This is a genomic window from Enterobacter sp. WP_7_1, from assembly GCF_003688535.1.
Lineage (GTDB): Bacteria > Pseudomonadota > Gammaproteobacteria > Enterobacterales > Enterobacteriaceae > Enterobacter > Enterobacter asburiae.
Genome location: NZ_REFK01000003.1, coordinates 254,871 through 274,960 on the forward strand (window position 1 = coordinate 254,871; position 20,090 = coordinate 274,960).

The window sequence follows — 20,090 nt, forward strand, 5'->3', positions numbered from 1 at the left end:
ATGCGCGTAGTGTTTTCGATGCTGTTGCTGGTGGGGTTCGCGGTGGGTGCGGCGGAGCCGACGCAGACGTTTACTGACGATCTGAACCGAAAAGTGGTGGTGCCGGTTCATCCGAAACGGATTGTCTCTTTACACGATCTGGATATCACCATTCCGCTGATTGAGCTTGGCGTACCGCCGGTGGCAAGCCATGGCCGCACGCGGCCGGACGGCAGCCACTTTCTGCGCTCCAGCGGCATGTTGACCGGCGTCGACTTCGATAATTCCGACATTAAATTTATCGGCACGGCCGATATCGACATTGAAGCCATCGCCGCCGCAAAGCCTGACCTCATTATTACCGAGCCGACCCGCAACACCCCGGTGGAACAGCTGGCGAAAATTGCCCCGACGGTGAGCATCGATCATCTCGACGGCGGCGCGCCGGAGATCTACCGCAAGCTGGCTCAGCTGACGGGAACGCAGGCGCAGCTTAAGGTTCTGGAGCGGCGCTATCAGGAGCAGATTAGGGCGCTGAAGGCGACTATTGATACCCGCAAGGTGACCGTGTCCGTGATTCAGGCGAATCAGGGAAAGATTAACGCCATGCACAGCTACCACTCGCTGGGCCGCGTGCTGCGCGACGCCGGGTTCACCTTCCCGCCGCTGATTGAGAGCATCCCGGAAGGAGGGCGGATTGACGTCAGCGCCGAGCGCCTGCCGGAGCTGGATGCCGATTTCGTCTTCGCCACCTGGCGCGGGGATACGGGCGGGAAACCGCAGGACGAGCTGGCGGCGATGGATGCGGTCATGCCGGGCTGGTGTCAGTTCATGAATGCCTGCCGAACCGGGCACTACGTGCTGATCTCGCGTGAAGAGGCCATCTCGAATTCGTACGCCTCGTTAGGGCTGATGGCCGCGCAGGTACAGTCGCAGATTGCCGGGCGTCCGCTGCCGGAGGCGTCACGGTGATCCGCAAAGAGAAAGGGCGCGTGGATGTCTATGGCGACCGCTTTCGCGCGCGTGCGCATCAGCTGACGCCGCGTCTGCTGCAGGTTGCACGCTATATTCATGACAACCGCGAAGCGGTGATGGAACAGACCGCAATGGAGATCGCGACGCTGTTGAAAACCTCAGATGCCACGGTGGTCCGCGCCATTCAGGCGCTGGGTTTCGCCGGGCTGCGCGATCTCAAGCAAACGCTGGAGCAGTGGTTTGGTCCGGTGGTCACCTCCAGCGAAAAGATGTCAACCACGGTGAATACGCTCGCCAGCGACGTCAACGCGAGCATTGATTTCGTGCTGGAGGGGCATCAACACACCTGCGAGGTGTTATCCGAGCCCCACAACCGCTACGCGATGGCGCAGGCGGTCTCTCTGCTGGCGCAGGCGAGGCAGGTCGCCATATTTGGCATTGGCGCCTCCGGCATTCTGGCCGAGTACACCGCCAGGCTGTTCAGCCGCATGGGGTTACCCGCCACGCCGCTTAACCGTACCGGAATAGGGCTTGCCGAGCAACTGATTGCGCTTCAGCGCGGCGACGTGCTGGTGATGATGGCGCAGAAATCCGCGCACCGGGAGGGGCAAACCACGCTGCGTGAAGCAAAACGTCTGGGCATTCCCACCATCCTGCTGACCAACGCCCTAGACTCACGCTTCAGCAAGGAGGCCAGCGTGGTGATCCACGTTCCGCGCGGCGGCGAAAAAGGCAAAATCCCGCTCCACGGCACGGTGCTGCTGTGTCTGGAGATGATTATTTTATCCGTGGCCTCCACCGAGCCGCAGCGCACTATCAAGTCGATGAAGCGTATCAACGAGTTACATCGTGGGTTAAAACCGGGGAAGAAAAGCAGCTGATTTCCCCGGCTCGCGGATCACGCTTTAGGAATACGCAGCGTCTGGCCAGGATAGATTTTATCCGGGCTGGAGAGCATCGGGCGGTTAGCCTCAAAAATCTTATTGTACTTGTTGGCATCGCCGTACACGGTTTTGGAGATAGCGCTCAGGGTATCGCCGGATTTCACCGTGTAGTAGGTGGCTTCATCTTTGGCATCGGTCGCGGTGATGTTGTTCTCCACCTCGCTGACGCCCGCGATGTTCCCGACGGCGACCTGGATTTTTTCTTTCTGCTCCTGGGTCAGCCCGTCACCCGTCACGCTGGCTTTGCCGTCGGTAACGTTAACCTGAACCTTATCTGAACCGGGAATATTGAGTTTTTTGAGATGCTCGGTGATTTTGTCACTCTGGCCTTTATGATCGGTCAGGTTATCCCATAGCTTTTCGCCTGCTTCTTTCACGAAGTTAAAAAGACCCATTCCATCCTCCTGTTAATCATGAAGTCAGAATAAGCATAGCAGTTGAGTTTGAAGCTGATAAAAAACCCGGTAGCGCTGACGCTCACCGGGCCTGAGTCTGTTCTCCCTCTCCCTGTGGGAGAGGGCGGGATGAGGGGAAACTTAAACCCCTTGCTCCAGAATGCGGATGTGGGTTTCCAGCACGTCACCCTTCACCGCGTCGCTCCACGCTTTCATGTGCGGGGTCTGCAGGTGCGCTTCAAGGTGCGCGACGGTTTCCCACTGCTCAACCATGATGATTGAGTCTGGCGCGGTCGCCTGGAAGCTGGCGTCAGTGGCGGCATCGACCATCGGCGCGTAGCCGTGGCAGCCTTCTTCTTTGAGTACGGTCGGGATAATTTTCACGAACTGATCCAGCACCGCCTGACGGTGATGTTGACCTGGACGAGTACGGATTTCTGCGATTACGGTAAGCATGTTTACTACTCCTTTAATTCCAGGCTACCAGTTAAGCAAAAATTTCCGCGAGATGCTTGCGATATTCTGCGATATAGCTCGGGACGTCAGGCATTTTAATCACGTCGTTGACGATAAAGGTCGGCAGCGGATCCATACCCAGGAACTGGTTAGCCTTGTGGAACGGCAGGTACGCGCCGTCGACGCCCACGCCTTCGAAGAACTGATCTTTATCGGTGAAGGCTTCCAGCGGGGCGTTCCAGGTCAGCGAGAGCATATATTTTTTGCCCTGAATCAGGCCGCCCGAGCCGTATTTTTTGGAGGCGTCAGAGCGGGTGCGGCCATCGCTGGCATACAGCGAACCATGACCTTCGGTGAACACGTCGTCCATGTATTTTTTTACGGTCCACGGCGCGCCCATCCACCAGCCTGGCATCTGCCAGATCACCACGTCAGCCCACAGGAAGTTCTGCACTTCGGCCTTCACGTCGTAATTGCTGTCTGCACGCACGACCTTAACATCATGCCCGGCGTCGCGCAGGAAACCGTCCGCGACCTCGGTCAGGGTGTCATTCAGCTGGCCTTTAGAGTGCGCAAATTCTTTTGCACCGTTGATAATCAGAATGTTGCTCATTATTTGTCCTCGATGATGAGAGTATGGCGAGTATTCTACGCGCGAGGACGGTGCGGTAAAATGAGCAAAATGTGCAAAGTCTTTTGCATTAAACGCAATAATCCCTACCAGCTGACCTTCGCTTCAAAACCGCCTTCAGGGGCATTGCTCAGCGAAACGCGCATCCCGTGCAGGGCGGCGATGCGTTTTACAATGGATAACCCCAGCCCGCTGCCCGTGGCATCCTGACCCGGCGGACGATAAAAGCGCTCGCCGATGCGCGCCAGCGCGTCAGGTGAAATGCCTGGGCCGTTGTCGCGCACGGCAAAGCTACGCGCGTCCAGCGTCACGTCCACCACGCTGCCGCGCGGGCTGTAGCGAATCGCGTTATCCAGCAGGTTGCGCACCAGCAGGCTCAGGAGCAGCTGCTGGCCCGTGCGTGTAACCTCTGGTGCATGGATGTTCAGGCGAATATCAATGCCCGCCTGCTGCGCTGGATGCCAGATATCCAGCACGGCCGACTGCAGTAAGTCGGCCAGGGGAATCGGTTCGACATCGTTAAGGTTATCCAGCGAATCCAGGCGCGACAGCGTGAGAAGTTGAGCCACCAGCCGGGAAGCGCGGTCGATACCCGCATGTAGCTGCGAAAGGGCTTTGGACTGCGCCTCGGGATCGTCCTGGTACAGCTGCGCCACGTCAGTTTGCACCTTCAGGGCCGCCAGCGGGCTGCGCAGCTCGTGGGCGGCATCGGACGTAAAGCGGCGCTCGCGGGTCATCATCTCCTGGGTGCGCGCGAAGAGATGATTCAGCGCGTCGAGCAGGGGACGCACCTCTGTGGGTACCCCTTCCGTCGGCAGGTTATCGGTAGCATCCGGCGAGCGGGAGCGCAGGGTCTGCGCCAGCTTTTTCAGCGGCTTCAGTTCACGGCTCAACAGCAGGATCAGCAACAGCAGCATTACAGGCAGCGCCACCAGCCAGGGGGTCAGCTGCGAGCTGACCACGTCCAGCGCCATCTCCTGGCGGTACTCCCACTCCTGGCCGACTACCACGCGGTACTTCCCGTCGGGTGAGGTCAGCCATAAAAAGCGCCACTCGTCGTTGTCGCCCTGCAGCTGCCCGTTATCGAACCCGTCGCGGCGATAGTGGTACGGAATATCGCGTCCGTTTTCACCGTCGTTGAGGAGCATTTTGCCGTCGACGGCGTAAATGGCGAAAGCCAGCGCGTCGTCGTCCAGACGACCGTGCTTCACTTTTTTAGGGATGTCACGCATGCGTTCGGGAGCGCGGATCTCGTCCAGATCCATCGTCAGCAGCCGTTTAGCAAACAGCATCTGCTGGGTATCGAACAGCTTGTCGAGCTTGTGGGTCGTCTGCTGCCAGGCGACCACGCTGGCGGCAAACCAGGCCGTCAGAGAGAGCAGCAGGAAGAGAAGCGTCAGGCGCAGCTTCAGGCTAAGGCGTTGCGTCAGCTTCATGCGTCACCCAGGGTGTAGCCGATGCCGTGCACGGTGCGGATAAACTCGCTCCCGAGCTTGCGGCGCAGATGATGGACGTGAACCTCGATGGCATTGCTGGAGACGTCGTCGTCCCAGGTATAGAGTTTTTCCTCGATCAGCTTTCGCGGCAGCACCCGACCGGCGTTACGCATTAACAGCTCCAGCAGCGCGAACTCTTTCGGCTTGAGCGTCAGCGGCTCACCGTTCAGCGTGGCGACGAGACGGGTCGGATCGAGCGTGACCTTCCCGTGGCGCAGCTCGCTACGCGCCTGGCCGTGGCTGCGGCGGACCAGCGCCTCGAGGCGGGCACCCACTTCTATGAGCGCGAACGGCTTACAGAGATAATCATCCGCGCCCAGACGCAGCCCCTCGACGCGCTGGTTCAGCGCATCCCGCGCCGTCAGAATTAATACCGGCTCGCTGCGCCCGCTTTCGCGCCACGCGCGCAGGATCTCCAGGCCGTCAATTTCCGGCAGCGTCAGATCCAGCACCACGGCATCATAGGGTGCAGAAGAGAGCGCGGCCTGACCGGTTTTACCGTCGGTAAACCAGTCCACGCTAAAGCCCATTTTGCTTAACCCCGCCTTGATACCGTCGCCGATTAACCTGTCGTCTTCTACCAGTAAAATGCGCATGTTCCCTCCTTGATGCCGTCAGTAAACCCTCTGTAAGCGCCTGCTGTACAGCAATAATAATTAAATTTTTCCCTTAAGAAGTTGTTAAGGATTACCCTGTTAAATGGATTGCGAAACGACATTAAAGGGAGAGATGAAGATGAAAAAATTCGCTGCAATTGCTGCCATCATGATGATGACCACCGCGCCGGTCTTTGCTGCTCAGGGCGGTTTTACTGGCCCATCGGCCACACAGACACAGACCCAGACGCAAACTCAGCAGGGCGGTTTTGTCGATAACAACGCTAACCTCACCACCGCGGCAAAAGTGAAAGACCTGAAGGACGATGCCTGGGTGAAGCTGCGCGGGAACATTACCGAGCGCCTGTCCGATGACCGCTACACCTTCCGCGATGAGTCCGGCACGGTCGTAGTTGAGATTGACCACAAGCGCTGGAACGGCGTGACCGTCACTCCGCAGGATAAAGTTGAACTGCAGGGTAAAGTCGATAAAGACTGGAACGAGTTTGAAATCGACGTGAAGCAGGTTATTAAGCTGGACAAATAACCCGAAAAGGGCCGCCTGTGCGGCCCTTTTTCTTTGTGACTCAATTCATCAGATGAGGTAGTATCTGCGGCAATATTGCCTGAAACCCTTCGGTTTCTGAGTTGAGGAATCACACGTAATGAGCGATATGGCAGAGCGCCTCGCGCTACATGAATTCACGGAAAACGCCTACCTGAACTACTCCATGTACGTCATCATGGACAGGGCGTTGCCGTTTATCGGGGATGGCCTGAAGCCCGTTCAGCGCCGCATCGTCTATGCGATGTCCGAACTGGGGCTGAACGCCACCGCCAAGTTTAAGAAATCCGCCCGTACCGTCGGTGACGTACTGGGTAAATACCATCCGCACGGCGACAGCGCCTGTTATGAAGCGATGGTGCTGATGGCGCAGCCGTTCTCTTACCGCTACCCGCTGGTGGACGGGCAGGGGAACTGGGGTGCGCCGGACGATCCGAAATCCTTCGCGGCGATGCGTTATACCGAATCCCGTCTCTCTAAATATGCCGAAGTGCTGCTGGGCGAGCTGGGTCAGGGAACCGTGGACTGGGTGCCAAACTTCGACGGTACGATGCAGGAGCCGAAGATGCTGCCTGCGCGTCTGCCGAACATCCTGCTGAACGGTACCACCGGTATCGCGGTCGGTATGGCGACGGACATTCCACCGCACAACCTGCGTGAGGTGGCGAAAGCCGCCATTACCCTGATCGAGCAGCCGAAAACCTCGCTGGACGAGCTGCTGGATATCGTGCAGGGGCCGGACTACCCGACCGAAGCCGAAATCATCACCTCGCGCGCGGAAATCCGCAAAATCTACCAGAACGGTCGCGGCTCCGTGCGCATGCGCGCGGTGTGGAATAAAGAGGACGGCGCCGTGGTGATCACCGCGCTGCCGCATCAGGTTTCCGGTGCCAAAGTGCTGGAGCAGATCGCCTCCCAGATGCGCAATAAAAAGCTGCCGATGGTGGACGACCTGCGCGACGAATCGGATCACGAGAACCCGACCCGCCTGGTGATCGTGCCGCGTTCCAACCGCGTGGACATGGAGCAGGTGATGAACCACCTGTTCGCCACCACCGATCTGGAAAAAAGCTACCGCATCAACCTGAACATGATTGGCCTCGACGGACGCCCGGCGGTGAAAAACCTGCTGGATATCCTCACCGAATGGCTGACCTTCCGCCGCGATACGGTCCGTCGTCGTCTGAACCATCGTCTGGAGAAAGTGCTTAAGCGCCTGCATATCCTTGAAGGTTTGCTGGTGGCGTTCCTCAATATCGATGAAGTGATTGAGATCATCCGTACCGAGGACGAGCCGAAGCCGGCGCTGATGTCGCGCTTTGGCATCAGCGAAACCCAGGCCGAAGCGATCCTCGAACTGAAGCTGCGCCATCTCGCCAAACTGGAAGAGATGAAGATCCGCGGCGAGCAGAACGAGCTGGAAAAAGAGCGCGATCAGCTGCAGGCGATCCTCGCGTCCGAGCGCAAGATGAACACCCTGCTGAAGAAAGAGCTGCAGGCCGATGCAGACGCCTTCGGCGACGACCGTCGTTCTCCGCTGCACGAGCGCGAAGAAGCGAAGGCGATGAACGAACACGACATGCAGCCGTCCGAGCCGGTCACCATTGTTCTGTCGCAGAGCGGCTGGGTGCGCAGCGCCAAAGGCCACGATATCGACGCGCCGGGCCTGAGCTACAAAGCGGGCGACAGCTTCAAAGCGGCGGTGAAAGGCAAGAGCAACCAGCCGGTGGCGTTTATCGACTCCACCGGCCGCAGCTACGCCATCGACCCGATCACGCTGCCTTCCGCGCGCGGGCAGGGCGAGCCGCTCACCGGCAAGCTGACGCTGCCGCCGGGCGCAACGGTTGACCATATGCTGATGGAAGCCGATGACCAGAAGCTGCTGCTGGCGTCCGATGCGGGCTACGGCTTTATCTGTACCTTTAACGACCTGGTCTCCCGTAACCGTGCCGGTAAGGCGCTGATAAGCCTGCCGGACAACGCCCACGTGATGGCGCCGCTGGTGATTGAGAACGAAAGCGACATGCTGCTGGCGATCACTACCGCCGGACGTATGCTGATGTTCCCGGTCAGCGATCTGCCGGAGCTGTCGAAAGGCAAGGGCAACAAGATCATCAACATCCCGTCGGCGGAAGCCGCGAAAGGCGAAGATGGCCTGGCGCACCTCTTCCTCCTGCCGCCGCAGAGCACGCTGACCATTCACGTCGGCAAGCGTAAGATCAAGCTGCGTCCGGAAGAGCTGCAGAAAGTGGTGGGTGAGCGCGGTCGCCGTGGCTCGCTGATGCGCGGCCTGCAGCGCATCGACCGCGTGGAGATTGACTCTCCTGCACGCAGCGCCGCGGGTGACAGCGAAGAGTAATGTCGTGACATCCCCCTCTGCCCGGAGGGGGAGTTTCAATAAAATTTCCCGTAAAATCGTTGTTAATTCGTGCGTTGCGATTAACAATACGCGCTCGTAATAAAGTCCTTACCTGGCCACAGGTGAAGTATAATTGTCAGCTGTTGGGGCTTCAGAGGTCGCTATGCTATATATTGTTCGTCTTATTCTTACCGTTATCTACTGCATTCTGGTCTGTATTTTCGGCTGCATCTATTGCCTGTTCAGTCCGCGTAATCCTAAGCATGTTGCCACCTTCGGCCATATGTTCGGTCGCCTTGCGCCGCTGTTTGGCCTGAAGGTTGAGAAACGTCTGCCTGAAGGGGCGGAGAATTTCGGTAACGCCATCTATATCGCTAACCATCAGAACAATTACGATATGGTGACCGCCGCAAATATCGTTTTACCGCCGACCGTGACGGTAGGGAAAAAAAGCCTGCTGTGGATCCCGTTTTTTGGCCAGCTGTACTGGCTGACCGGTAACCTGCTGATTGACCGTAACAACCGTGCAAAAGCGCACAGCACCATTGCGGAAGTGGTGAATCATTTTAAAAAGCGCAAAATCTCAATCTGGATGTTCCCGGAAGGAACGCGCAGCCGCGGCCGCGGCCTGCTGCCGTTTAAAACCGGGGCGTTTCATGCCGCAATTGCGGCAGGTGTTCCAATTATTCCTGTGTGCGTTTCCAATACTTCGAATAAGATTAATCTTAACCGCCTGAATAACGGGCTGGTGATTGTCGAAATGCTGCCACCCGTCGATACCAGCAAATACGGTAAAGACCAGGTGCGCGAGCTGGCAGCGCACTGCCGTGAGCTGATGGCTCAGCATATTGCGCAGCTCGACAAAGAAGTCGCAGAGAGAGAAGCCGCCGGTAAGATTTAATCCGGCGTTGAAGGGAAAACGAATTCCCGCGTTGTTAGTCGTTTCAGATGGAGCTTATATGTCACTCAGTCGGCGTCAGTTTATTCAGGCTTCCGGGATCGCCCTTTGTGCGGGTGCGATGCCGCTGACAGCCAGCGCCGCCGGGCAGCAACAGCCGCTGCCTATTCCGCCATTAATTGAATCCCGTCGCGGTCAGCCGCTTTTCCTGACGCTGCAGCGCAGCCACTGGTCCTTCACCCAGGGGACGCGCGCGCCTGTCTGGGGCATTAACGGACGTTATCTTGGGCCGACCATACGCGTGTGGAATGGCGATGACGTTAAGCTCATCTACAGTAACCGTACCCCTGAAAATGTCGCCATGACCATCAGCGGCCTACAGGTGCCTGGCCCGTTGATTGGCGGCGCGGCGCGAATGATGTCACCCAGCGCCGACTGGGCGCCGGTTCTGCCGATTCGCCAGAGCGCGGCCACCCTGTGGTATCACGCCAACACGCCTAACCGCACGGCGCAGCAGGTCTATAACGGCCTGGCCGGCATGTGGCTGGTGGAAGATGAGGTCAGCAAATCCCTGCCGATCCCGAACCACTACGGCGTGGATGACTTCCCGATTATCATCCAGGACAAACGTCTGGATAATTTCGGTACGCCGGAATACAGCGAGCCGGGCAGCGGCGGCTTCGTCGGCGATACGCTGCTGGTCAACGGCGCGCAAAGCCCGTACGTCGAGGTCTCGCGCGGCTGGGTGCGCCTTCGCCTGCTCAACGCCTCTAACTCGCGCCGCTATCAGCTGCAAATGAGCGATGGCCGTCCGCTGCACGTGATTTCCGGCGACCAGGGCTTTTTGCCGGCGCCGGTTTCCGTCAAACAGCTGGCGCTCTCGCCGGGTGAACGTCGCGAAATTCTCGTGGACATGACTAACGGGGATGAAGTGTCGCTTACCTGCGGTGAAGCGGCGAGCATTGTTGACCGTATTCGCGGGTTCTTTGAACCGTCGAGCATACTTGTCTCGACCCTGGTGCTGACCCTGCGTCCAACCGGTCTGCTGCCGCTGGTGACCGATAGCCTGCCAATGCGCCTGCTGCCGCAGGAGATCATGAGCGGCTCGCCGGTGCGCAGCCGTGATATCAGCCTGGGCGACGATCCGGGGATCAACGGCGCGCTGTGGGACGTCAACCGCATCGACATTACCGCGCAGCAGGGCACCTGGGAGCGCTGGACGGTCCGTTCAGATATGCCGCAGTCGTTCCATATTGAAGGGGTGGCATTCCTGATCCGCAACGTCAACGGCGCGATGCCGTTCCCGGAAGACCGCGGCTGGAAAGATACCGTCTGGGTGGACGGTCAGGTTGAACTGCTTGTCTATTACGGTCAGCCTTCGTGGCCGCACTTCCCGTTCCTGTTCCACAGCCAGACGCTGGAGATGATGGACAGGGGCTCCGTGGGGCAGATGCTGATCAACCCCGCACCTTAACCCCAACATTCCCGGTTCGCCGGGAATGGTTTATGCCCGCCAGAAAAAGCGCGAGAACAGAATCAGCACCGGGTAAATTTCCAGACGCCCTAAGATCATCGCCGCGCACATCAGCAGTTTTGCCCCCTCTGTTAACGTGCCAAACGTCGACGCCGTCTCCCCAAACCCCAGCCCCATGTTGTTGATGCAGGCGGCAACCGTTGCGAATGAGGTAAACAGGTCGTAGCCCATCAGATTGAGCGACCAGACAAAAAAGCCCGTGATCATGACGTAGAGAAAAAAGAAGCTCCATACCGAGCGCAGGACGCGTTCATTCACCACGCTTTTGCCCACCTTAATGCTCAGCAGCGCTCTCGGATGCGCCAGCTGGTTCATCTCCTGAATACTCTGCTTGAACATAATGAGAAAACGCAGGGCTTTGATCCCGCCGCAGGTCGAGCCTACGCAGCCGCCAAAAAAGCTGGCGCTCAACAGCAGGAAAATGGTGTGTGCGGGCCATTGGGCATAGTCGGCGGTCGAAAGGCCGTTATCGGTCATCATCGAACTGGCAAGGAAGAAGGCGTGCACCAGGCTATCCGTGGCGTTGTACATCCCTGCATGCCAGACCTGCCAGGCGGTGATGACAATAATCACCGCGGCGGCGCTCAGAAAGAATTTAACCTCCGGGCTGCGGCGAATCGGTTTCAGGGTGCGTCTGACAATGGCGACGTACCAGAGGGTGAAGTTGAACGCGGAGAGCAGTGAAAACGCCCCGGCGACCAGCTCAATCGCGTGGTTGTCATAAAACCCAATGCTCTCGCTGCGGGTGGAGAACCCGCCCAACGACACGGTCGACAGCCCGTGACAGAGGGCGTCAAAAAATGACATTCCCGCCAGCCAGTAGGCCAGGGTGCAGGCCACGCCCAGCGCGAAGTAGGTCACCCACAGCGTGCGCGCGGTATCGGCAAGGCGGGGAGTCAGACGTTCCTCCTTGAACGGCCCCGGCATCTCTGACTGATAGAGCTTCATGCCGCCGATGCCCAGCAGCGGCAGGACCGCGACGGCCAGCACGATGACGCCTAACCCGCCAATGAAATTCAGCTGTGCGCGGTAATAAAGGTACGACTTAGGCAGGGCGCTGACGTCCCCGATTACCGTTGCCCCGGTGGTGGTGATCCCGGAAACCCCTTCAAAGAGCGCGTCGGCAAAGGAGAGCTGTAGCCCGTCATCCATCCAGAGCGGCATGGCGCTAATGAATGAAAACAGCAGCCAGAACAGCACGATAATCACAAACCCGTCGCGGGTGCGAAGCTGTATGCCGGCGTGACGGGTTGCCCGCCAGGTTAACCCTCCGAGAGTAAAAAAGGTTAAAAAGGTGGTCAGAAAGGCAAAGTAGGTTCGCTCTTTATTCAGCAGGGCGATAACCATCGGCGGCAGCATGGAAAGGCTGTACAGCAGAACCAGAAAACCGCAGAGGTGAAGGACAACCCGCAGCTGGGATACATGTAACGAATCGTTGGGCTTCACGACAGAGCTCCGCGCAATAACACGTTCCGGGGCAAATCACCGGAAAATATAGTGAATATTATGATTCAAAATTATCAGGGCGCCGTATTTTAACGACTTCCACGAATATCTGCCTGCTTCATGCATCCTTTTCTTCAAATCTGGCGGATGAACAGCGTATAATCCCGCTCCTTTTGTCTATTTTTTCTTCGGAAGCATTATGAGCGCAATTTCCCTGATCCAGCCGGATCGTGACCTCTTCTCCTGGCCCCAGTACTGGGCGGCCTGCTTTGGACCGGCACCGTTCCTGCCGATGTCCCGGGAAGAGATGGACCAACTGGGCTGGGACAGCTGCGACATCATTCTGGTCACGGGCGATGCCTACGTTGACCATCCGAGCTTCGGTATGGCCATCTGTGGCCGTATGCTTGAGGCGCAGGGCTTCCGCGTGGGGATCATCTCCCAGCCTGACTGGAACAGCAAAGACGACTTTATGCGTCTGGGTAAACCGAACCTGTTCTTCGGCGTCACCGCAGGCAACATGGACTCGATGATCAACCGCTATACCGCCGACCGCAAGCTGCGTCATGACGACGCCTACACGCCGGATAACGTGGCGGGTAAACGCCCCGACCGCGCAACCCTGGTCTATACCCAGCGCTGTAAAGAAGCCTGGAAAGACGTGCCGGTGATCCTGGGCGGCATCGAGGCAAGCCTGCGCCGCACCGCCCACTACGACTACTGGTCAGATACCGTTCGCCGCTCGGTGCTGGTGGATTCCAAAGCCGACATGCTGATTTACGGTAACGGCGAGCGTCCGCTGGTGGAAGTGGCGCACCGTCTGTCGCAGGGTGAACCGGTGAGCAGCATCCGCGACGTGCGCAATACCGCCATTATGGTGAAAGAGGCGCTGCCGGGCTGGAGCGGGGTGGATTCCCGCATCATTGATATGCCGGGCAAAATCGACCCGATCCCGCACCCGTACGGCGAAGATCTGCCGTGTGCCGATAACAAGCCGGTTGAGCCGAAAAAAGCGGAAGCGAAGGCTATCGTTGTGCAGCCGCCGCGCCCGAAACCGTGGGAAAAGACCTACGTGCTGCTGCCGTCCTACGAGAAGGTGAAAGCCGACAAGGTGCTCTACGCGCACGCGTCCCGTATTCTGCACCATGAAACCAACCCGGGCTGCGCCCGCGCGCTGATGCAGAAGCACGGCGAGCGCTTTATCTGGATTAACCCGCCGGCGATCCCGCTCTCCACCGAAGAGATGGACAGCGTCTTTGCGCTGCCGTACAAGCGCGTTCCGCACCCGGCGTACGGCAACGCCCGTATCCCGGCGTATGAGATGATCCGCTTCTCGATCAACATCATGCGCGGCTGCTTCGGCGGCTGTTCCTTCTGCTCCATTACCGAGCACGAAGGGCGTATTATCCAGAGCCGCTCTGAAGATTCGATCATCAATGAGATCGAAGCGATTCGCGACTCGGTTCCGGGCTTTACCGGCGTGATTTCCGACCTTGGCGGCCCAACCGCGAACATGTACATGCTGCGCTGCAAATCGCCGCGCGCGGAGCAAACCTGCCGTCGCCTCTCCTGCGTCTATCCGAGCATTTGCGAGCATATGGACACTAACCACGAGCCGACGATCAATCTCTACCGCCGCGCGCGCGACCTGAAGGGCATCAAAAAGATCCTGATCGCGTCCGGGGTACGTTACGACATCGCCGTGGAAGATCCGCGCTACATCAAAGAGCTGGCGACGCACCACGTCGGCGGCTATCTGAAGATTGCGCCGGAGCACACCGAGGAAGGCCCGCTGTCGAAAATGATGAAGCCGGGCATGGGCAGCTACGATCGCTTTAAAGAGCTGTTCGATACCTATTCGAAGCAGGCGGGTAAAGAGCAGTATCTGATCCCATACTTCATCTCCGCCCACCCGGGCACGCGCGATGAGGACATGGTGAAACTGGCGCTGTGGCTGAAGCAGCGTCGCTTCCGCCTGGATCAGGTGCAGAACTTCTATCCGTCACCGCTCGCCAACTCGACGACCATGTATTACACCGGCAAGAACCCGCTGAGTAAGATTGGTTATAAGAGTGAAGAGGTGGTGGTGCCGAAAGGGGATAAACAGCGTCGTCTGCATAAAGCGCTGCTGCGTTACCACGATCCGAAAAACTGGCCGCTGATCCGTCAGGCGCTGGAAGAGATGGGTAAAAAACACCTGATCGGCTCGCGTCGCGACTGCCTGGTACCGGCCCCGACGCTGGATGAGATGCGCGAAGCGCGTCGCCAGAACCGCAATACGCGCCCGGCGCTCACCAAGCACACGCCGATTGTGCATCAGCGTTCAAACGGTAATTCGAGTGTGAAGAAGCCCGTGAAGCGCAAAGCGTAAATAAAAAACCCCGGCAAGCCGGGGTTTTTTATGTAGACACGTAGACCGGGTATGGCGAAGCCGCCACCCGGCTTTTTTACGCACTTAACCGCCAAACTGGTCCGGGTCCGGCCCAAGCCGCTTGCCCTTATCCAGCTTCGCAATCTCACCCAGCTCGTCTTTGTCCAGACGGAAATCCCAGACGTCGAAGTTCTCGGCGATGCGCGACGGCGTGACCGATTTCGGGATCACCACCAGGCCGTTGTCCAGATGCCAGCGAATGACGATTTGCGCCGGGGTTTTACCGTATTTATCCGCCAGCTCACGGATAATCTTTTGATCGAATACCCCTTCGCCGCCCTGCGCCAGCGGGCTCCAGGACTCGGTCTGGATCTTATGCGTGGCGTTCCAGGCATGAAGCTGGCGCTGCTGCATTAGCGGGTGCAGCTCAATCTGGTTAATCACTGGCGCAACGCCAGTCTCGTCAATCAGCCGCTGCAGGTGATGAACCTGGAAGTTACAGACGCCGATGCTTTTCACCAGCCCCTCTTTCTGCAGGTCAATCATCCCTTTCCAGGCGTCAACGTAATGGTCGATAGCCGGAACCGGCCAGTGCATCAGCCAGAGATCGACGAAATCGAGCTGGAGTTTCTCCAGGCTCTCCTCCAGCGCTTCGCGGGGGCGTTTTTGATCGTCGTTCCACAGTTTTGTGGTGATGAATAACTCATCGCGGGGGACGCCGGCGCTGGCCAGTGCGGTCCCCACGCCGTCCTCGTTTTTGTACGCGGCGGCGGTATCAATGGACCGATAGCCGACTTCCAGGGCTTTATGAATGGCGGAGACGACCTCGTCGTTACCGGCTTTCCATACACCTAGCCCCAGCTGGGGCATCACGTTGCCGTCCTGCAGCTTGATTACGGTTTGGTTTGCCATTTTTCCTCCTTCAGGTGCGCATCGCCGGAGGGTTCCTCCGGCGATGGGGTGTGCATTAAGTCTGGACGAAATGTCAAAAAACGAAAGTCGGGAGGGCAAAAACGCTTAGCGTGCCGCTTCGTAGATGCGACGGCTGACGTCCAGCGTAATGTCGCCGTGCTCGCCCAGGTGGGTCATGCCGTGTTCTTCGAGTTTCGCCAGCAGAGCAGGGATGGAGCTGCCGTCCAGACCGTAGCCAGAGAGACGCGTTGGCACGCCCAGACCTTCAAAGAAGCTCCGGGTCGCTTCGATCGCGGCATCAATACGCGCATCGTCAGAACCCTCGGTGATGTTCCACACGCGCTCGGCGTACTGCAGCAGCTTGGCGCGCTTGGTGTCCCGCTTTTCGTTCCACAGGGCAGGCAGCACAACGGCCAGCGTTTGCGCGTGGTCCAGACCGTGCATCGCCGTCAGCTCGTGGCCCAGCATGTGGGTTGCCCAGTCCTGCGGTACTCCAGCGCCGATCAGGCCGTTCAGCGCCTGCGTTGCCGCCCACATGACGTTGGCACGCACGTCGTAGTTTTCCGGCTCTTGCAGCGCTTTCGGACCTTCTTCTACGAGCGTCAGCAGAATGCCTTCCGCGAAACGATCCTGAATTTTGGCATTCACCGGATACGTGACGTACTGCTCAACGGTATGAACAAAGGCATCGACCACGCCGTTTGCCACCTGACGCGCAGGCAGGGTGTAGGTGTAAACCGGATCCAGGATCGCGAACACAGGCTGAACGTGTTCGTTCATAAAGGCCTGCTTGTCGCCGGTCGTTTTACGGGAGATCACCGCGCCCTTGTTGGATTCAGAGCCCGTCGCTGGCAGGGTCAGCACGGAGCCCATCGGGATGGCGCTTTTAATGTCGCTGCCGCGGGTTTCCAGGATGTGCCACGGATCGATGCCGTCAGCGTAGTGCGCTGCCGCCGCGATGAATTTGGTGCCGTCAAGCACGGAGCCGCCGCCGACGGCCAGCAGGAAGGTGATGTTCTCTTCGCGGGCGATTTTCACCGCGTTCATCAGCGTTTCGTAAGACGGGTTTGGCTCGATGCCGCCGAACTCACGCACGTCCAGACCGTCCAGGGCGCTGTAAACCTGATCCAGCACGCCGGTTTTTTTCACGCTGCCGCCACCGTAGGTGATCAGTACGCGGGCGTCAGCAGGGATCTGCGCGCGCAGATCGGCGATAGCGTCTTTACCAAACAGAATGCGGGTTGGGGTGTGAAGATTAAAGTTGTTCATTGCTCGTTCCCTTTAGTGGGTGAAAAACCGTGGTGGCGCAGAGGGCGACCTGATGCTGCACATTGTGGCCGTCCGGGGCTATCCTCTCAATGCACATTCCTGCCGATGTCTTGCCCATTTCTACAGAGCGCTGGAGAAAGCGCGGAAAAGCACGCACACTGTCAACGTCGGAAACCGTACCCGGAGTAACGTAATATGAACCGTGAAGCGATCTGCCATCAGCTCACTGCGCAGATTAAAAAACTGATAGATAAAGAAAATGGCGTCAGCGATCTGCTTCCTGACATTCGCCTGCTTTATGGAACGCAGCCCGGGACGCGCACGCCGGTCATGTACCAGCCGGGCATCGTTTTTCTCTTCTCGGGCCATAAAATTGGCTATATCAACGAGCGCGTGTTCCGCTACGACACCAATGAATATCTGCTTCTGACGGTACCTTTACCCTTCGAATGTGAAACCTTCGCGACAGAGGCCGTTCCGCTGGCCGGTATTCGCGTCAACGTCGATATTCTTCAGCTGCAGGAGCTGCTGATGGAGATTGGAGAAGATGAGTTCTTCCAGCCGTCTATGGCATCGAGCGGGATTAACTCGGCGACGCTGTCGGAAGAGATCCTCTGCGCCATTGAGCGTCTGCTGGACGTGATGGAAAGACTGCTGGACGCGCGTATTCTGGGCAAGCAGATCGTCCGCGAAATTCTCTACCATGTGCTGCTGGGCCCGGGCGGCGGGGCGTTACTGGCTCTTGTGAGCCGACAGACCCACTTCAGCCTGATAAGCCGCGTGCTCAAGCGCATTGAAAGCCAGTACACGGAAAACCTCAGCGTCGACCAGCTGGCGGCGGAAGCGAACATGAGCGTCTCGGCGTTTCATCATAACTTCAAGTCGGTGACCAGCACCTCGCCGCTGCAGTACCTTAAAACCTACCGGCTGCATAAGGCGCGGATGCTGATGATCCACGACGGCATGAAGGCCAGCGCGGCGGCGATGCGGGTGGGTTACGAAAGTGCGTCGCAGTTCAGTCGTGAGTTTAAGCGCTATTTCGGCGTCACGCCGGGAGAGGATGCATCACGCATCCGAACCATGCAGGGAGCTTAAGCTTTTTCCCCACTCCCCTATGGGGATAGGGTGAGGGGATCAGGCGCTGCAGTACTTCTTCTTAATTACCACCGCGATGGTTCCCACCAGTCCTGCCACCAGCAGGAACATCGGCAGCACCATCAGGAAGGTCATCACCTGATCTTCATGGTGTTTCACAAAGGGGATCATATTCAGCGCATAGCCGAGCGTGGTGACCACACCCACCCACAGCAGAGCGCTCAGCCAGTTGAAGAACTGGAAGCGGCGGTTTGACAGACCGGAAATGCCCGCCATCGTAGGCAGAAGCGTGCGAACAAACGCGAGGAAACGCCCCGCCAGCAGGGCCAGCAGGCCATGCCTGTCGAACATGCAGGTCGCACGCTGATGATATTTATGCGGTAACTGCGCCAGCCAGCCTTTTACGACGCGGGTATTCCCAAGCCAGCGGCCCTGCAGATAGCTCAGCCAGCAGCCCAGGCTGGCTGCGGAGGTGAGAATAACCATCGTTGGCGTGAAGTCCATGACGCCTTTCCCGATTAATGCCCCGGCAAGTAAAAGCAGGCTGTCACCGGGTAAAAACGAGGCTGGCAGTAATCCATTTTCCAGAAACAGAGTTGCGAACATCACGAGGTAAACGATACCAACGATGTGAGGATCCGCCAGCGCGGCAAAGTCGTGATGCCAGAGCGCCGCGATAATATCTTGAATAACAGCCATGGACTTTCCTGTGGAACAGCAGATATAGCGCTATTGTACTCCCTTATTCGCCCGTCGGGTTTGATCCCGGGCGCAACTCATGCAGACTTTTCTCATTGCCGTGTCCACAAAAGCGTCCAGAGAGTACATTTTCAGCCAGCACTCTACACGATACGCTCGAACCCTGCTGCTAAATCGGCAATCAGATCGTCAACATTTTCTAAACCGATATGCAGTCGAATCAGGGTGCCGCTGAAGTCCACTTCTCCGCCGGGGCGCAGAGCCGCAACCTGTTCCGGCTGGTTAGGCAGGATCAGGGATTCAAAACCGCCCCAGGAGTAGGCCATGCTGAAGAGGGTAAAATTATCCAGATAGCTCGCCAGCTCGTCGTTATTTAGCCGCTTTTTCAGTACGAACGAGAACAAACCGCTGCTGCCCGTAAAGTCACGCTGCCAGAATTCGTGGCCTTTACTGCCCGGTAACGCAGGATGATTCACGCGCTCAACCTGCGGATGCTGCGCCAGCCATTCGGCCACCTTCAGGCTGCTTTCATGGTGCTGACGCAGGCGAACGCCCAGCGTGCGGATACCGCGGCTGGTCATGTAGGCCGTGTCTGCATCCACCATCTGGCCCATCAGGTAGGCATTTTCACGCAGCTGATCCCAGCAGCGCGCGTTGGAGACCGCAGTGCCAATCATGCCGTCAGAGTGGCCTATCAGGTATTTCGTCGCCGCCTGAATCGAGATATCAATGTCGAACCTCAGGGCTTTAAACAGCACGCCCGCCGCCCAGGTGTTATCGATCATAACGATCGCCTCTGGGGCTTTGCTGCGCACGGCCTTCACGATAGCCGGCACGTCGTGAACTTCCATGGTGAGCGAGCCCGGAGATTCCAGGAACACAATGCGCGTGTTTGGCTGAATAAGTTCGGCAATGCCTTCACCAATCAGCGGGTCGAACCAGCCGGTCGTTACGCCGAGCTTGCTGAGGATTTTGGTGCAGAAGTCCTGGCTGGGCTCGTAGGCGGTGTTGGTCATCAGGATATGGTCGCCCTGTTCCACAAAAGCCAGAATGGTGTTGGCCACCGCAGCCGCCCCGCAGGGGAACAGCGCGCAGCCCGCGCCGCCTTCCAGCTCGCACATCGCCTCCTGCAGCGAAAAATGGGTTAGCGTGCCGCGACGGCCATAAAACAGCCCGCCTTTCGCGCGGTTGCGCGTGGCAATTTTTTTCTCCTCAACGGTATCAAACACCAGCGAGGAGGCTCGTTGAATCACGCTGTTGACCGATCCCTGCGTATATTTTTTGCTGCGTCCTGCCTGTACCAGCGTGGTATCAAGATGCTTCTTTGTCATGTTCGCTAACCCTGTTTTTATACGTCTGGACGTCCAGACTACCACGATTGGAAAAAACTGCACCCCGCGGCTTATCGAATAAACAGAAAATATTAGCAAAAATTCGCATAAGAAATTTTTACTGCGTAAGCGCAAGGAA

Annotated in this window: 18 protein-coding genes; 8 read left to right on the top strand and 10 right to left on the bottom strand. The window is 58.0% G+C overall.

All coding sequences use genetic code 11. The features are described 5' to 3' along the window. Together BJ885_RS14440 and BJ885_RS14445 are read left to right on the top strand one after the other, a co-directional pair. Complete coding sequence (locus tag BJ885_RS14440; RefSeq protein WP_121932183.1) at nt 1-951, top strand: iron-siderophore ABC transporter substrate-binding protein; 951 nt, start codon at nt 1-3, stop codon at nt 949-951. Beyond that, entirely contained in the window at nt 948-1,835 is an 888-nt protein-coding gene (locus BJ885_RS14445; protein WP_023309195.1) for a MurR/RpiR family transcriptional regulator, read from the top strand. Before BJ885_RS14440 ends, BJ885_RS14445 begins: the two co-directional genes overlap by 4 nt. A 17-nt stretch (nt 1,836-1,852) precedes the next feature. On the opposite strand, the gene lysM is transcribed toward BJ885_RS14445, so the two are convergent. The 5 genes from lysM to qseB all read right to left on the bottom strand — a co-directional run bounded on the left by lysM (nt 1,853) and on the right by qseB (nt 5,472). Next, complete coding sequence (gene lysM, locus BJ885_RS14450; protein ID WP_023309194.1) at nt 1,853-2,293, bottom strand: peptidoglycan-binding protein LysM; 441 nt, start codon at nt 2,291-2,293, stop codon at nt 1,853-1,855. A 141-nt stretch (nt 2,294-2,434) separates the two neighbouring features. Continuing rightward, nucleotides 2,435-2,749, bottom strand: a complete 315-nt coding sequence (locus BJ885_RS14455) for a putative quinol monooxygenase (protein ID WP_023309193.1) — start codon at nt 2,747-2,749, stop codon at nt 2,435-2,437. Between the two features lie 31 nt (nt 2,750-2,780). After that, nucleotides 2,781-3,362 (bottom strand): NAD(P)H-dependent oxidoreductase, encoded by a 582-nt coding sequence (locus BJ885_RS14460; protein ID WP_023333418.1) that lies wholly within the window; start codon nt 3,360-3,362, stop codon nt 2,781-2,783. A gap of 104 nt (nt 3,363-3,466) precedes the next feature. After that, complete coding sequence (qseC, locus tag BJ885_RS14465) at nt 3,467-4,816, bottom strand: quorum sensing histidine kinase QseC (RefSeq protein WP_121932184.1); 1,350 nt, start codon at nt 4,814-4,816, stop codon at nt 3,467-3,469. Further along, the gene (gene qseB, locus BJ885_RS14470) at nt 4,813-5,472 is read right to left on the bottom strand and encodes a quorum sensing response regulator transcription factor QseB (RefSeq protein ID WP_121932185.1); all 660 of its coding nucleotides are present in this window, start codon (nt 5,470-5,472) and stop codon (nt 4,813-4,815) included. The genes qseC and qseB overlap by 4 nt, the downstream gene beginning before the upstream one ends. 139 nt (nt 5,473-5,611) lie before the next feature. On the opposite strand from qseB, the gene BJ885_RS14475 reads away from it, so the two are divergent. From BJ885_RS14475 to ftsP, 4 genes are all read left to right on the top strand, one after another. Then, nucleotides 5,612-6,019: a YgiW/YdeI family stress tolerance OB fold protein gene (locus tag BJ885_RS14475; protein WP_121932331.1), complete on the top strand. Its 408-nt coding sequence runs from the start codon at nt 5,612-5,614 to the stop codon at nt 6,017-6,019. A 118-nt stretch (nt 6,020-6,137) separates the two neighbouring features. After that, nucleotides 6,138-8,396, top strand: a complete 2,259-nt coding sequence (parC, locus tag BJ885_RS14480; RefSeq protein ID WP_121932186.1) for a DNA topoisomerase IV subunit A — start codon at nt 6,138-6,140, stop codon at nt 8,394-8,396. Nucleotides 8,397-8,559: 163 nt separating this feature from the next. Next, nucleotides 8,560-9,297 (top strand): 1-acylglycerol-3-phosphate O-acyltransferase, encoded by a 738-nt coding sequence (gene plsC, locus BJ885_RS14485; RefSeq protein WP_029740707.1) that lies wholly within the window; start codon nt 8,560-8,562, stop codon nt 9,295-9,297. A gap of 58 nt (nt 9,298-9,355) precedes the next feature. Beyond that, on the top strand, nt 9,356-10,768 hold the full coding sequence (ftsP, locus tag BJ885_RS14490) for a cell division protein FtsP (RefSeq protein ID WP_047650121.1): 1,413 nt from the start codon (nt 9,356-9,358) through the stop codon (nt 10,766-10,768). Between the two features lie 30 nt (nt 10,769-10,798). On the opposite strand, the gene BJ885_RS14495 is transcribed toward ftsP, so the two are convergent. Continuing rightward, nucleotides 10,799-12,274 carry a TrkH family potassium uptake protein gene (locus BJ885_RS14495; RefSeq protein ID WP_121932187.1) on the bottom strand — a complete coding sequence of 492 codons (1,476 nt, stop codon included), beginning with the start codon at nt 12,272-12,274 and terminating at the stop codon, nt 10,799-10,801. A gap of 199 nt (nt 12,275-12,473) precedes the next feature. Between BJ885_RS14495 and BJ885_RS14500 the strand changes: the two genes are divergently transcribed. Continuing rightward, nucleotides 12,474-14,645 carry a YgiQ family radical SAM protein gene (locus BJ885_RS14500; protein WP_121932188.1) on the top strand — a complete coding sequence of 724 codons (2,172 nt, stop codon included), beginning with the start codon at nt 12,474-12,476 and terminating at the stop codon, nt 14,643-14,645. Between the two features lie 84 nt (nt 14,646-14,729). On the opposite strand, the gene dkgA is transcribed toward BJ885_RS14500, so the two are convergent. Together dkgA and yqhD are read right to left on the bottom strand one after the other, a co-directional pair. After that, complete coding sequence (gene dkgA, locus BJ885_RS14505; RefSeq protein WP_054829942.1) at nt 14,730-15,557, bottom strand: 2,5-didehydrogluconate reductase DkgA; 828 nt, start codon at nt 15,555-15,557, stop codon at nt 14,730-14,732. A 105-nt stretch (nt 15,558-15,662) separates the two neighbouring features. Beyond that, the gene (gene yqhD / locus BJ885_RS14510) at nt 15,663-16,826 is read right to left on the bottom strand and encodes an alcohol dehydrogenase (protein ID WP_059347666.1); all 1,164 of its coding nucleotides are present in this window, start codon (nt 16,824-16,826) and stop codon (nt 15,663-15,665) included. A gap of 195 nt (nt 16,827-17,021) precedes the next feature. Here yqhD and BJ885_RS14515 point away from each other — a divergent pair, with 195 nt between their 5' ends. Beyond that, on the top strand, nt 17,022-17,921 hold the full coding sequence (locus tag BJ885_RS14515) for an AraC family transcriptional regulator (RefSeq protein WP_121932189.1): 900 nt from the start codon (nt 17,022-17,024) through the stop codon (nt 17,919-17,921). A gap of 39 nt (nt 17,922-17,960) precedes the next feature. On the opposite strand, the gene yghB is transcribed toward BJ885_RS14515, so the two are convergent. Next, the gene (gene yghB / locus BJ885_RS14520; protein WP_029740714.1) at nt 17,961-18,620 is read right to left on the bottom strand and encodes a DedA family general envelope maintenance protein YghB; all 660 of its coding nucleotides are present in this window, start codon (nt 18,618-18,620) and stop codon (nt 17,961-17,963) included. Nucleotides 18,621-18,763: 143 nt separating this feature from the next. Continuing rightward, the gene (metC, locus tag BJ885_RS14525) at nt 18,764-19,951 is read right to left on the bottom strand and encodes a cystathionine beta-lyase (protein ID WP_059347668.1); all 1,188 of its coding nucleotides are present in this window, start codon (nt 19,949-19,951) and stop codon (nt 18,764-18,766) included. Nucleotides 19,952-20,090 lie beyond the last annotated feature (139 nt).